This is a genomic window from Streptomyces sp. NPDC059649 (assembly GCF_042734445.1).
Lineage (GTDB): Bacteria > Actinomycetota > Actinomycetes > Streptomycetales > Streptomycetaceae > Streptomyces.
The window spans coordinates 1-14,172 of the sequence record NZ_JBHWDV010000099.1 but is presented as its reverse complement, the minus strand read 5'-3'; the positions used below and the strand labels follow the sequence as shown (position 1 = coordinate 14,172).

At 71.7% G+C, this 14,172-nt stretch carries 11 protein-coding genes; 6 read left to right on the top strand and 5 right to left on the bottom strand.

The features are described from left to right. Nucleotides 1–11 precede the first annotated feature (11 nt). The 4 genes from ACFV1J_RS39620 to ACFV1J_RS39605 all read right to left on the bottom strand — a co-directional run bounded on the left by ACFV1J_RS39620 (nt 12) and on the right by ACFV1J_RS39605 (nt 4,143). Nucleotides 12–1,106 (bottom strand): M20 family metallopeptidase, encoded by a 1,095-nt coding sequence (locus ACFV1J_RS39620; RefSeq protein WP_385866740.1) that lies wholly within the window; start codon nt 1,104–1,106, stop codon nt 12–14. Between the two features lie 108 nt (nt 1,107–1,214). Continuing rightward, entirely contained in the window at nt 1,215–2,843 is a 1,629-nt protein-coding gene (aceB, locus tag ACFV1J_RS39615; RefSeq protein ID WP_385866736.1) for a malate synthase A, read from the bottom strand. 284 nt (nt 2,844–3,127) lie between these two features. Continuing rightward, on the bottom strand, nt 3,128–3,706 hold the full coding sequence (locus ACFV1J_RS39610; protein ID WP_385866734.1) for an NTP transferase domain-containing protein: 579 nt from the start codon (nt 3,704–3,706) through the stop codon (nt 3,128–3,130). 212 nt (nt 3,707–3,918) lie between these two features. Further along, nucleotides 3,919–4,143: a hypothetical protein gene (locus ACFV1J_RS39605; RefSeq protein ID WP_385866732.1), complete on the bottom strand. Its 225-nt coding sequence runs from the start codon at nt 4,141–4,143 to the stop codon at nt 3,919–3,921. Nucleotides 4,144–4,638: 495 nt separating this feature from the next. Between ACFV1J_RS39605 and ACFV1J_RS39600 the strand changes: the two genes are divergently transcribed. Further along, complete coding sequence (locus tag ACFV1J_RS39600) at nt 4,639–6,570, top strand: serine/threonine protein kinase (RefSeq protein WP_385866730.1); 1,932 nt, start codon at nt 4,639–4,641, stop codon at nt 6,568–6,570. Between the two features lie 846 nt (nt 6,571–7,416). Then, the gene (locus ACFV1J_RS39595) at nt 7,417–7,707 is read left to right on the top strand and encodes a DUF5955 family protein (RefSeq protein ID WP_385866738.1); all 291 of its coding nucleotides are present in this window, start codon (nt 7,417–7,419) and stop codon (nt 7,705–7,707) included. Between the two features lie 204 nt (nt 7,708–7,911). Here the strand turns inward: ACFV1J_RS39595 and ACFV1J_RS39590 are convergent, their stop codons facing one another. Further along, complete coding sequence (locus ACFV1J_RS39590) at nt 7,912–8,715, bottom strand: IclR family transcriptional regulator (RefSeq protein WP_385866727.1); 804 nt, start codon at nt 8,713–8,715, stop codon at nt 7,912–7,914. Nucleotides 8,716–8,984: 269 nt separating this feature from the next. On the opposite strand from ACFV1J_RS39590, the gene ACFV1J_RS39585 reads away from it, so the two are divergent. From ACFV1J_RS39585 to alc, 4 genes are all read left to right on the top strand, one after another. Then, on the top strand, nt 8,985–9,773 hold the full coding sequence (locus ACFV1J_RS39585) for an aspartate/glutamate racemase family protein (RefSeq protein WP_385866724.1): 789 nt from the start codon (nt 8,985–8,987) through the stop codon (nt 9,771–9,773). A 42-nt stretch (nt 9,774–9,815) separates the two neighbouring features. Further along, nucleotides 9,816–11,363: an NCS1 family nucleobase:cation symporter-1 gene (locus ACFV1J_RS39580; protein ID WP_385866721.1), complete on the top strand. Its 1,548-nt coding sequence runs from the start codon at nt 9,816–9,818 to the stop codon at nt 11,361–11,363. A gap of 145 nt (nt 11,364–11,508) precedes the next feature. Next, a complete protein-coding gene (gene allB, locus ACFV1J_RS39575; RefSeq protein WP_385866718.1) occupies nt 11,509–12,852 on the top strand; it encodes an allantoinase AllB in 1,344 nt (447 codons plus the stop codon). After that, on the top strand, nt 12,849–13,973 hold the full coding sequence (gene alc / locus ACFV1J_RS39570; RefSeq protein WP_385866716.1) for an allantoicase: 1,125 nt from the start codon (nt 12,849–12,851) through the stop codon (nt 13,971–13,973). Before allB ends, alc begins: the two co-directional genes overlap by 4 nt. Nucleotides 13,974–14,172: the final 199 nt, after the last annotated feature.

The window sequence follows — 14,172 nt, the reverse complement described above, 5'->3', positions numbered from 1 at the left end:
GCGTTCCCCTCCTACGCCTGCTGAATCGCCTTCACCAGTCCGGCGACGAGGTGCGCCCGTTCCGCCATGGTGTCGACGACCAGGTACTCGTGGTCGGCGTGCGCGCCGCCGCCGACCGCTCCGAGGCCGTCGAGCGTGGGCACCCCTAGTGCGGCCGTGAAGTTGCCGTCGCTGCCGCCGCCGACCGCCGTGGCTTCGAGGCCGGGAAGCAGCCGCTGGGCCAGCGTGAAGAGTTCGGCCGACGCCGACTCGGGCATCGGCGGGCGGCCGATGCCGCCCTCCACCGTGACCTCCGCCTCGTCCAGATGCGGAGCCAGTGCCGCGAACGCGGACTCGATGCGTTCCTTCTCGTCGGCCGACTCGACCCGGACGTCGACGACGACGGTCGCCTCCGCGGGAACGACGTTGTCGAGGGTGCCCGCGGACGCGACGGTCGGGGTGACGGTCGTGCCGATCCCGGGCCGGCCGAGCGCCGCGATGTCCAGCACCTGGTGTGCCGCTTCGACCAGGGCGTTGACCCCCGCCGCGGGCTCCAGTCCGGCGTGCGACGCTCGGCCCTTGATACGGACCTGGAACGTGCCGCAGCCCTTGCGGCGGGTCTTCAGGGCCCCGCCGTCCGCCGCGCCCTCGAAGACCAGCACGGCGCCGCACGCCAGCGCACGTTCTTCGATCAGCGCACGAGAGGAACGGGAGCCGACCTCCTCGTCGGCGGTCACCAGGATCTCGACGCCCGACCGGTCGTCGAGCGCCGCCAGGCCGTGCACGGCCTGCACAAGCCCGCCGAGCATGTCGAAGACCCCGGGCCCGGTCGCCTGCCCGTCCTCGACCCGGAACGGGCGGCGCTCCAGGGTGCCGAGCGGAAACACCGTGTCATGGTGCCCGAGGATCAGCACCTTCGGATCGCCACCACCTGACCAGCGGACATGCGGTCCGGCCTCGCTCTCCACCAGGACGGCCCGCCCGCCGAGGCGGTTCTCGATCACGCCGGCGACCGCTTCCGCCGATGCCCGCAAGGCGTCGAGGTCGCGCGAGGGAGATTCGGTCTCGACGAGTGTCCTGAGGTCCTCAAGCATCGCGTCGACACTCACCTCGACAGCCTTGTGCATCGTCACGGGCCAAGCGTACGTGGCAGGCTCACTCACCCGGCCACCGGCGGCGTGCCGAAGGGCCGGTACGTCGGTCCGTACCGACCCTTCGGTGTTGCCGCGGGGTGCTCAGCCGAGCAGTTCGTACGCCGGCAGCGTCAGGAAGTCCGCGTAGTCCGCGTCCAGGGCGACCTTCAGCAGGAGGTCGTGGGCCTGCTGCCACTTGCCGGAGGTGAAGGCGTCCTCGCCGATCTCGCTGCGGATGGCGGCGAGTTCCTCGTCGGCGATCTTGTGGACCAGGTCGGCGGTCACCTTCCGGCCGTCCTCGAAGGTGACCCCGGCGTCCACCCACTGCCAGATCTGCGAGCGCGAGATCTCGGCGGTGGCGGCGTCCTCCATCAGGCCGAAGATGGCGACGGCACCCAGACCGCGCAGCCATGCCTCGATGTAGCGGGTGCCGACCTGGACGGCGTCCACCAGGCCCTGGTAGGTCGGCCTGGCGTCCAGCGAGTCGATCGCGATGAGGTCGGCCGCCGCGACGGAGACGTCCTCGCGCAGCCGGTCCTTCTGGTGCGGCTTGTCGCCGAGGACCGCGTCGAACGACGCGCGGGCGACCGGGACCAGGTCGGGGTGGGCGACCCAGGAGCCGTCGAAGCCGTCCCCGGCCTCGCGGTCCTTGTCGTTCTTGACCTTGGCCAGCGCCTTCTCGTTGGCCTCCGGGTCGCGGCGGTTGGGGATGAAGGCCGCCATGCCGCCGATCGCGTGCGCCCCGCGCTTGTGGCAGGTGCGGACCAGCAGTTCGGTGTAGGCGCGCATGAACGGCGCGGTCATGGTCACCGCGTTGCGGTCCGGCAGGACGAACTTCTCGCCGCCGTCACGGAAGTTCTTGACGATGGAGAAGAGGTAGTCCCAGCGGCCGGCGTTCAGACCGGAGGCGTGGTCGCGGAGTTCGTAGAGGATCTCCTCCATCTCGTACGCCGCGGTGATGGTCTCGATGAGGACCGTGGCGCGGATGGTGCCCTGGGGGATGCCGACGTAGTCCTGCGCGAAGACGAAGATGTCGTTCCAGAGGCGGGCCTCCAGGTGGGACTCGGTCTTCGGGAGGTAGAAGTACGGGCCCTTGCCGAGGTCGAGCAGCCGCTTGGCGTTGTGGAAGAAGTACAGGCCGAAGTCCACCAGGGCGCCGGGGACCGGGCGGCCCTCGAACTGCAGGTGCCGCTCCTCCAGGTGCCAGCCGCGCGGGCGCATCACGACGGTCGCGAGCTCCTCAGCGGGCTTGAGGGCGTACGACTTGCCGGACGTGGGGTCGGTGAAGTCGATCCGGCGCTCGTAGGCGTCGATCAGGTTGATCTGGCCACCGACGACGTTTTCCCAGGTGGGGGCGGAGGCGTCCTCGAAGTCGGCGAGCCAGACCTTGGCGCCCGAGTTGAGCGCGTTGATGGTCATCTTCCGGTCGGTGGGACCGGTGATCTCCACCCGCCGGTCGTTGAGCGCGGCGGGCGCCTCGGCGACCTTCCAGCTGTCGTCGGCGCGGACGTGCGCGGTCTCCGGGAGGAAGTCCAGCGTGCTGGTCCGGGCGATCTCCGCGCGGCGCACGGCGCGGCGGGCGAGCAGCTCGTCACGCCGCGGGGTGAACCGTCGGTGCAGCTCGGCGACGAAGGCGAGCGCGGCGTCGGTGAGGACCTCGTCCTGCCGTTCCGGGGTGTGGGCGGGGTCGACTTCGACGATGGCCAGCGGGGACGGCGCTGGTGCGGACATGAGCTGTCACTCCATTCAGCGGCGGTGCCTGGCGGCCGCCGGGACGCCGGGCGGCACGGGGTGCCGCGGGCTCCGAGATACGGTCGCGGGCGCCGTCTGGATTCAGGGCGCTTCTGACCAGTGGAGACTAGTTTCCTTATCGCGGAACTTCAATGGTTTGTTGATATCGAGATTCTCAGAGTCGACAGAAGTCGTGATCGACTGGCTCTCGGTGCCACCCCGATCACTCTCGATGACAGGCCACTTCAGTCACGAGGGAGCTGGTGAACCCCGCCGACGGGGCCTCACTCCAAGCGGTACAGGTCTTCCGGTGTGTCGATGTCGTACGGCTCGGCGATGTCCCCGCACTCGACGAGTGTGAGCGCGTTCACGTGCTGCTGGAGGTAGGCGCGGGCGCCCCGGTCGCCCTCCGCGGTCGCCGCGATCCCGTCCCAGCGCCCGGCCCCGAAGAGGACCGGATGGCCGCGCCGGCCGTCGTACGCGGCCGCCACCAGGTCCGCGCCCGCGGCGTACGCCTCGATCAGCCGGGCCACCGCCGCCGCGCCGATGCCCGGCTGGTCGACGAGGGACACCACCACGGCGTCCGCGCCCTCGTCGGCCAGCGCGGCGAGCCCCACCCGGAGCGACGAGCCCATGCCCTGCGCCCAGTCGGGGTTGACCGAGACGCCGTACGCCGTGAGGTCGGCCCGGGCCCGTACCGAGTCGGCGGCCGCACCGAGCACGATGTGCACCGGCCGGCAGCCGCCGTCCCGCAGGACCCGTGCGGCGTGCTCGACCAGCGGCCGTCCCCGGTGGTCGAGCAGCGCCTTGGGCCGTCCCCCCAGACGCCGGCCGCCGCCCGCGGCGAGCAGCAGACCGGCCACCCTCCCCTCGGGCCGGGGTGTCGCCGTGCGCGCCGCCTGTGGCGCTTCGGAGGCTTCGGAGGCTTTGTTCGCTTCGGGGGTTGCGTTGGCTTTCGTGACTTCGTTGACTTCGTTGGCTTCGGAGGTTCCGCTCGGCGATGTCGGTGCCATGGGGACTGCTTACCTCATGACACCGCGGGGCGGGGGTCGTTGGCGGTCGCGGCCCGCGCCCGTCAGGCCGCGTCGTCGGCGGCACGCTGGCGCGGGATGCTCGGCCGGAACCGGTCCCGCAGATGATGCGTGCGTTCCTCCACGCGCCGCCGCTCGGCCACGTAACGGTGTATGTGCTCCAGGGTGATTTCCGACGCGTCGGAAAGGCCGTACGCGCGGCAGATGAGCTGGACCACGCTGATGTCGCGGCGATGCGGTCCGGTGCCGGGGCCGGTGTGGGGCTCCATGCTGTTCTCCGATCCAGTGATATGCCGGATATTTCCCTGGAAGGGAGAATGCTCCAACTTGCCCCCCTGTACGCATCAGTTCGGCCACGCCCACGCCAATGGGTGTCAGGGGGAACGTATGTGCACGGGGCGCGTGACGCATGGTCAGTTCGGGGCGGGGTATGGGCGGTCGGTCGGCAGGGTATGGGCGGTCGGTCGATCGGTCGATCGGTCGATTCAGTTCCGTGCAAGGGTAGGGGCGGTCATTTCAGTGCGCGGCAGGGGTGCCTGACGGTATGTCGGTGCGCCCGTTGTGGCCGTCGCCCAGCCCCTGATCGGGTCGGAGTTGCCGCGAAAAGCGGTCGCGAAACCGGCTCTTCGGACAAGGCGCCCGCCCGCCGGTCGGCGATGTCACGGTGCGGCGTGCGGCCGGATAAGGTTCTGCCCCGTTGCGGGCAATCGTGGCTGGCTGCCGGTGGGGCAGACCGGGCCTTTTTCTGAAGTCGGGGGACGTTCGTGGTGAACAGTGTGGGCTCGTCCGGGATCTTCCAGCCGCTGGAGGGCGACGACCCGCGGGTGATCGCGGGGTACCGCCTCACGGCCAAGCTCGGTTCCGGCGGTATGGGCAAGGTCTACCTCTCGTACACGCCCGGCGGCCGGCCGGTGGCCATCAAGGTGATCCGGCCCGAGTTCAGCGAGGACGCCGAGTTCCGCCGCCGCTTCAAGCAGGAGGTGCAGTCCGCGCAGCGGGTGCAGGGCCTGTTCACCGCGCCGGTCATCGACAGCGACGCGGACGGCCCGAGCCCCTGGCTCGCCACCGCCTACGTCCCCGGCCCCTCGCTCTCCGCGGCGGTCGCCGAACACGGCCGGCTCCCGGTCCCCACGGTCCTGCTGCTGGTCGCCGGCATCGCCGAGGCGCTGCAGGTCATCCATGGCGCGGGCATCGTGCACCGCGACCTCAAGCCGTCCAACGTGCTGTTGGCCGCGGACGGCCCGCGGGTGATCGACTTCGGTATCGCCCGGGCCGCCGACGCGACGTCGCTCACCAGTAGTGGCGTCACGGTCGGTACGCCCACTTTCATGGCGCCCGAGCAGGCCGCCGGCAGCACCATCAGCCCGGCCACCGATGTCTTCGCGCTGGGCCAGGTCGCGGCGTACGCGGCGATCGGCACCCCGGCGTTCGGCGAGGGCACCTCGCACGGCGTGCTCTACCGCATCGTCCACGAGGAGCCGGATCTGACCGGACTCCCCGAGGAACTGCGGGAGTTGGTCGGCCGCTGCCTGGCCAAGGACGCCGCGGACCGGCCGTCGGTGGCCGAGGTGATCGAGCTGTGCGGGGCCGCCTCCGGGCAGACGCAGCTGCGCCGCCCCGAGGACTGGCTGCCCAGCGCCGTCGCCGCCGACATCACCACGCGGACCGCGGCCCCGGCGCCCGCACAGGCCCCGCCGCCCCCGCTGGAGGCCCCGACCGCGGGCGCCCCGGCCCAGCCGACGCAGCCGCCCGCGCCGCCCGCCCAGCCTCCGGTCCAGCCGGCGCCCGCCGTACCGCCGGTGCCGACCCAGCTGAACCACCCGCAGACTCCGCCGCCGGGCTTCGGCCCCGCGGCCTACGCGCCGACCGTCGGCGCCACCGCGCAGGGGACGCCGGCCGCCGCACCGGCCGCCACCGGCCCGACGCCCACCATGCCCACCGCGCCCACCGCGCCCGTCGCGACCGGTGCGACCGGTGCCGGCCCTGGCGGGCCGACGGCCACCGGACCCACCGCCGCCTACCCGGCTGCCGCGGCGCCGGCCCCGCAGCCGCCCAAGAAGAAGCGCAAGGGCCTGGTCACGACGCTGGTCGTGGTCTGCCTGCTGGCCTTCGCCGGTGCCGGCGGCGGCGTCGTCTACGCGCTGATGAAGGACACCGGGCAGGCGAAGAACAAGCAGGCCGACGGCGGCACCAAGGCCAAGAACAGCGACGCCTCGGCGACGCCGAGCACGGACCCGACCGCCACGCCGGGCGGGGACAGCACGGGCACGCCGGCCGCGCCGGTGCAGGACCCGACGCCGGTCGACTTCAAGAACATCAACCTGCCGGACGACTACCACCTGTCGATGGCCGACGAGTCGATGAAGCCGACGAACTCGGACAACGACACCGACGTCGACCTCTCCTACCAGGACAACAGCTACTCGGACGACCAGGTCTCCACCGAGAACGGCAAGTTGGTGCTGCTGAACCCGGGTGAGCAGGGCTCGCTCGACACCTGCCGCAACGAGACCCGGTTCACCGAGAACATCCTGACCAAGCAGCTCACCAAGGGCGCGCAAATCTGCCTGACCACGGACTACGGCCATCTCGCACTGATCACCTTCAAGGGCTTCGCCCCCAAGTCGGACCCCAGCAGCTACATGACCATCGACGTCCGCGTCTGGCGCAACGCGGTCCAGCCGAAGCAGGACTGACCGGGCGGGCGTTGGCCTTCGCGGGGTGGGTCCGCGGGGTGGGTTCGCGGGGTCACTCCTGGGGCACTCCGGGGGGCGGCACTCCACCGGGTGACGCCATGGGGTCACCCCACGGGGGCTGTTCCTGTAGGGCCGCCTCGCGGAGGCTGTTTCCCGTGCGGCCGGGCCGGCCCACGGGGGACTGCTCCCAGGGCCGCCTCACGGAGGCTGTTCCGTAGGGCCGCCTCGCGGGGCTGATTCGTCGGGGTGGGCGTACGGGGACTGCACCGTCCCCGTGGCGTTCCCCTCCCTCGTGGAGGCTGCACCGTTAACGCGGAAGCCGAACCGCACGAACACCGCACGCCGTGACGCGCCCATCCGCCCCGCGCCGCACGAAGACCGCCCCTCCTCACCCGCCCACCCCCCGAAGGGGGGTGGGCGGCGGGGAAAAACAAACAAAGAGGCGGGTGGGCGGCGGGGAAACAGAGGAGCCGCGGTATCTCGACGGCCTACGAGGAGCCGCGGTATCCCGGCGCGCCTACGAGGAGCTTCGGCATCTCGACGTGCCTACGAGGAGCTTCGGCATCTCGACGTCCCTACGAGGAACTGCGGAATCCCGGCGCGCCTACGAGGAGCCGCAGGACCGTGCGTGGGCCCGCGGCGACCATGGCGCGCCGGCCGTGCGCACGGTGCGGAAACCGGGGGAGCGGCACGGGCTCGGCGCTCTCGAAGGTTTGGCCGCGGCGGTTTTTTCGCGCTCCGTGTGGCGCAGGCAGCACAGAGTGGCGTTAACTGTCCCGCATTGTGGGACGGGTAACGGCCTGGGAGGGCGCCGTCATTGTGGAACAGCTGCAGGGGGACGTACGGGTGACCGGTGTCGACGGGGACCCGCGGGTGGCGGAGCTGCGTGGGGCGGTGGCCCGGCTGCGGCGTCAACTGGCCGTGCTGCCGGGGGAGTTACCGGACCGGGCGGCCGCCGACGAGGAGCTGGCCGCGCTGGATGCGATGGTCAGTCATGGGATGCCGGAGGTGCCCCGGCTGCGTCGCTCGTTACTGCTGATCGCCGGGGCGGTCGGTTCGGTGAGCGCGCTGTCGCCCGCGCTGAGCGAGGTGCGCGCGGGCATCGACCGATTCGGCCCGCTACCCGGCGCCCGGTGACGGTGACGGTGACGGGGCAGGGAACGGGGAAGCTCAGTGATCAGTAAGGCCGATGGCCAAGGGCGGCGGTGACCGGTACGGTCCCGCCGGCCGATCGTCCGGCCGCCGCCCGATCGTCCGGCCGCGCCCCGATCGCCCGGCCGGTTCCGTCGTCAGGCCGGCCGGTTCCGTTGCCCCGGCCGGGGAGCCGACGGGCTGTTACGCCTAAGCCGGGGTCTGGTTGGCCAGGGCGATCGACAGTTGGGCGGCGACGTCCTGGAGTACCGGCACGATCTTGTCCGTTGCCGCTTCCGTCACCCGGCCGGTCGGGCCGGAGATCGAGATGGCGGCGGAGGTGGGGGAGTTGGGCACCGGCACCGCGAGGCAGCGGACGCCGATCTCCTGCTCGTTGTCGTCGACCGCGTAGCCGAGCCGGCGGACGTCGGCGAGCGCGTCCAGGAAGCGGTCCGGGTCGGTGATCGTCTTCTCGGTCGCGGCGGGCATGCCCGTACGGCCGAGCAGCGCGCGGACCTCCTCGGGCGGGTGGTTGGCCAGCAGGGCCTTGCCGACGCCGGTGGAGTGCGGCAGGACGCGGCGGCCGACCTCGGTGAACATCCGGACCGCGTGCCGGGACGGGACCTGGGCGACGTAGACGATCTCGTCACCGTCGAGCAGCGCCATGTTGGCGGTCTCGCCGGTCTCCTCGACCAGACGGGCCAGGAACGGCCGGGCCCAGGTGCCCAGGAGGCGGGAGGCGCTCTCGCCGAGCCGGATCAGCCGGGGGCCGAGCGCGTACCGGCGGTTGGGCTGCTGACGGACGTACCCGCAGGCGACGAGCGTGCGCATCAGGCGGTGGATGGTGGGGAGCGGCAGTCCGCTGCTGCTGGCCAGCTCGCTCAGGCCGACCTCGCCACCGGCGTCGGCCATCCGCTCCAGCAGGTCGAAGGCGCGCTCGAGGGACTGGACGCCGCCGCTGGCGCCTGCGGGCTTGGCTTCGGCGGCGGAGGTGCTGGCGCTGGACGGCGGCACGTCGCGTTCCTTTCGGGGCGGGTCAGATCGGTCTCGGCTGGGGACTTGCGGGCGCCGGGCCCGACCGCAGCAGCCTACCGGTCCCCCTACGTTGACACATCGCCCTTCGCACACTCGTTCTCGCCGGTCAGGCCCTCTTTGTCCCACCGTAGGGGCTGTCGGGCAGGCGGGTAGCCGCGATCCCTTGACGGTGCCAGTGGCCATAGCTACGTTCTGCTGCGCGAAACCTACTGTCCATTCTGTGGAATCCTCCAAATGGCTGGAGCGTCATGCGCATTCTCGTCATGAACCCGAACACCACGGCTTCCATGACCGCCTCGATCCGCGCCACCGCCACCGCGGCCGCCGCCCCGGGTACCGAGATCCTCGCCACGGAACCCCTGTGGGGACCCGTGTCGATCGAGGGACATTTCGAGGGTTACCTCAGCGCCGCGGCCGTCCTCGACCGGCTCGCCACCTTCGACACCCCCTTCGACGCCCTGGTCATGGCCGGTTTCGGCGAACCCGGCCGGGAGGGCGCCCAGGAACTGCTCGACGTTCCCGTACTGGACATCACCGAGAGCGCCGCCCAGATGGCGATGATGCTCGGCCACTCCTACGGCATCGTCACCACCCTCGACCGCGCCGTACCGCAGATCCAGGACCGGCTGCTGACCGCCGGGCTGCTCCAGCGCTGCGCCGGCGTCCGGGGCACCGGGCTCGGGGTGCTGGAGCTGGAGGAGGACCCGGAACGCACCGTCGACGTGATCATCGAGACCGCCCGTGCGGTCGTCCGGGCCGGCGCCGAGGTCATCTGCCTCGGGTGCGGCGGGATGGCCGGACTGGACGAGAAGGTCGCCGCGGAGCTCGGAGTGCCGGTCGTGGACGGGGTCGCGGCGGCGGTGAAGTTCGCCGAGGCGGTCGTCGGGCTCGGGCTGACCACCAGCAGGGCGCGCAGTTTCGCCCCGCCCCGCCCCAAGGCCATCGGCTCCTGGCCGCTGAGTGCCCACCTCGGCCTGGGGCGGGCCCAGGGTTCTCCACGTCACGCAGATTTTTCCGCACAGACATCAGACATCTGACAACCTCGCTCTAAGCTCCACCCAACCTGCCTGGGAGGACACGTGACCACACCCCCGCAGCACCCGCAGCCGGACCCGCGGCTCTTCAACGCCGACCTCGCGCCGGCCCCCGAGCGCACCTGGGGCACGTACAGCATCTTCGCGCTCTGGATGTCCGACACCCACGCGATCAGCAATTACGCCTTCGCCGCCAGCCTCTTCGTGCTGGGCCTGCCGGCCTGGGAGGTGTTCCTGGCCCTGCTGGTCGGCATCACGATCGTCTACCGGCTGATGAACCGCATGGGCCATGCCGGCCACCGGACCGGCGTCCCCTACCCCGTACTCGCCCGCGCGAGCTGGGGCGTCTACGGCGCCAACATCCCCGCCCTCCTCCGGGCGGTGATGGCCGTGGCCTGGTACGGCATCCAGACCTGGCTCGCCTCGACCGCCGTGGTCCTGCTGACCCTGCAGATCGCGCCGGGCCTGGACGCGTACAACCACAATTCGGTGCTGGGCCTGTCCACCCTGGGCTGGATCGCGTTCATGGCGATGTGGGGGCTGCAGGCCGTCCTGCTGACCCGGGGAATGGAGTTCATCCGCAAGGTCCAGGACTTCGCGACCGGGCCGGTGGTCTGGCTGGTGGTGCTGGCGCTCGCCGTGTACCTGGTGGTCAAGGCGCACGGGGAGATCTCGCTGACCCGCAGTCTCACCGGGCTCAGCGGTTCCGCGCAGCTCCACCAGAGCCTGATCGCGGTCAGCCTGACCGTCGCCACCTTCCTCACCCTGGTCCTCAACTACGCCGACTTCGCCCGCTTCACGCCCGACCACCGCTCCTACCGCCGCGGCAACCTGATCGGGCTGCCGGTGAACTTCACCGCCTTCGCGGTGGTCGCCGTATTGGTCACCGCGGGCACCATCGCGGTCTTCGGGGAGGCGATCTACGACCCGGTGAAGGTGATCCAGAAGATCGACGACCCGGTGGTCACCGTCATCGGCGCACTGGCCTTCATCGTCGCCACCATCGGCATCAATGTCGTCGCCAATTTCGTCTCGCCCGCCTACGACTTCGCCAACCTCGCGCCCAAGTACCTCGACTTCAAGCGCGGCGGCATGATCACCGCCGTGCTGGCCGTCCTCGTCATGCCCTGGAAGCTGTACTCCTCGGCGCTGGTGATCCAGTACTTCCTCGGCGCGCTGGGCGCCTTCCTCGGCCCCCTGGTGGCGATCCTGCTCGTCGACTACTACCTGGTGCGCCGGGGCCGGATCGACGTCGACGCGCTCTTCTCGGCCGACGCCGCGGGCGCGTACTACTACCGCCGGGGCTACAACCCGAAGGCCGTGATCGCCTTCCTCCCGGCCGCCGCGGTCTCCGCCGCGCTCGCCCTGGTGCCGGCCTTCGACGCGGTCGCGCCGTTCTCCTGGATCTTCGGGATGGGGCTGTCCGGCGGGATCTACGCCGCGGTCTCCCGCCGGGGGCGGATGCCGGCCGGGACCGGTCCGATCCCGGAGGAAATCATCCCGACGCAGGTCAGCCCGGCAGTGGGGGCGCCGACCGACGGTCCACGGGTCGCCGGCCCGGCGGTCGCGCCGGTGGTGCCGGAAGGGTCTTGACGGGCCGGGGTCCGGAGTGAAGACTCATTCAACAGACTGTTGAATCCTGAATTCCAGATTCCGAATTCGGATTCTGCTGCGCCGCCGGCGGTATTCCGCCGCGCCGCCACGCGACCATGAAGACACGATACGAGGAGGGGACCGGGTGTCCGAGATCGAGCTGGTGCTGCGCTCCACGCGCGTCGTGACGCCGGAGGGCACGCGCGCCGCGTCCGTCGCCGTCAAGGACGGCAGGATCGCCGCGGTGCTGCCGCACGACGCCGAGGTACCGGCCGGGGCCCGGCTCACGGACTTCGGCGACGACGTCCTGCTGCCCGGCCTCGTCGACACCCACGTCCACGTCAACGACCCCGGCCGCACCGAGTGGGAGGGCTTCTGGACGGCCACCCGCGCGGCCGCGGCCGGCGGTATCACCACCCTCGTCGACATGCCGCTCAACAGCCTGCCGCCGACGACCACCACCGCCCACCTCGACACCAAGCGCGAGGTCGCCCGCAGCAAGGCCCATATCGACGTCGGCTTCTGGGGCGGCGCCATCCCCGGCAACGTCAAGGACCTCCGCCCCCTGCACGACGCCGGTGTCTTCGGCTTCAAGTGCTTCCTCTCGCCCTCCGGCGTGGACGAGTTCCCCGAGGTCGACCAGGAGCAGCTGGCCGCCGCCCTCGGCGAGATCGCCGGCTTCGACGGACTGCTGATCGTGCACGCCGAGGACCCCGGCCACCTCGACGAGGCCCCCCAGCCGCACGGCCCCAAGTACGCCGACTTCCTCGCCTCCCGCCCCCGCATCTCCGAGAACGACGCCATCGCCGGGCTCATCGTGCTCGCCAAGCAGCTCGACGCCCGCGTCCACGTACTGCACCTGTCCTCCAGCGACGCGCTGCCGCTGATCGCCGCCGCCAAGCGCGAGGGCGTCAAGGTCACCGTCGAGACCTGCCCGCACTTCCTCACCCTGACCGCCGAGGAAGTACCGGACGGCGCCACCGAGTTCAAGTGCTGCCCGCCGATCCGCGAGGCCGCCAACCAGGACGCCCTGTGGGAGGGCCTGGCCGACGGCACCATCGACTGCATCGTCTCCGACCACTCGCCCTCCACCGCCGACCTCAAGACCGCCGACTTCGGCGCGGCCTGGGGCGGCATCTCCTCCCTCCAGCTCGGCCTGCCCGCCATCTGGACCGCGGCCCGCGCGCGCGGCCACAGCCTCGACGACGTCGTGCGCTGGATGTCCACCGCCCCCGCCGCCCTCGTCGGCCTCGACCGGAAGGGCGCCATCGAGGCCGGCCGGGACGCCGACTTCGCGGTGCTCGCCCCCGACGAGACCTTCACCGTCGACCCGCAGGCCCTCCAACACCGCAACAAGATCACCGCGTACGCCGGCAAGACCCTCCACGGCGTCGTCCGGTCCACCTGGCTGCGCGGCCGGCAGATCAACGACGGCACCACCCTCGCCGAGCCCACCGGCGAACTGCTCGAAAGGCCGCACCGCGCATGACCACCGACGGCATACCCCACTACACCGGCGACGCGAGCCCCTACCAGGGCGGCGACCCGTACGCCGACTACCGCACCCCCGGCGCGGCCGGCTTCCCCTTCGCCCACCTCCCCGACCTCGCCGACCGCCGGCTCGGCGCCGGCGTGATCGCCGCCAACGACGAGTTCTTCGCCGAACGGGAGAACCTCCTCAAGCCCGAGCCCGCCCACTTCGACCCCGAACTGTTCGGGCACAAGGGCAAGATCATGGACGGCTGGGAGACCCGGCGCCGCCGCGGCACCGACGGCGCGCACCCGTTCCCCGCGGACGAGGACCACGACTGGGCGCTCATCCGGCTCGGCGCGCCCGGCGTGATCCACGGCATCGTCGTCGACACCGCCCACTTCCGCGGCAACTACCCGCAGTCCGTCAGCATCGAGGGCACCCACGTCGAGGGCACGCCCTCGCCCGAGGAACTCCTCGCCCCCGACGTGACCTGGACGCCGCTCGTCCCGCGCACCGCCATCGGCGGCCACGCCGCGAACGGCTTCGCCGTGGACGCCACCGGGCGCTTCACCCACCTGCGGCTCAACCAGCACCCCGACGGCGGCATCGCCCGCCTCCGGGTCCACGGCGCGGTCGTCCCGGCACCCGCCTGGCTCGCCGCGCTCGGCACCTTCGACCTCGTCGCGCTGGAGAACGGCGGCCGGGTCGAGGACGCCTCGGACCGCTTCTACTCCTCGCCCACCCACACCATCCAGCCGGGCCGCTCCCGCAAGATGGACGACGGCTGGGAGACCCGGCGCCGCCGCGGCACCGGCAACGACTGGGTCCGCTACCGGCTCACGGAGCAGTCCGTGATCCGCGCGGTGGAGATCGACACCGGCTACCTCAAGGGCAACGCGGCCGGCTGGGCGGCCCTGTACGGTCGCGACGGCGAGCACGGCGACTGGACCGAACTCCTGCCCCGCACCCGGCTCCAGCCCGACTCCGTCCACCGCTTCCTTCTCGACGGCGCCCCCGCCGTCACCCACGTCCGGCTCGACATCTACCCGGACGGCGGGATCGCCCGACTGCGGTTGCACGGCTCCTTGACGGACGTCGGCGCACGTCGGCTGGATGCGGCCCACGTACCTGGCTGACCCGCGGTGGGCGCTGCGCTTGGCGGCGCCTCCCACGTACCTGTCTGCGGCGCCGCGGGTCGTTGCGCGCTTGGCGGCGCCCCGCACGTTGTCGGCCGTCCCGCCGCGGGGCGTCTCGTCGTTGCGCCTGCGGCGGGCTGGGTTGTGTTGGGTGCGGTGACGGTCCTCCGGGGCCGGTTGTGTGGACTGCGTAGCGTTA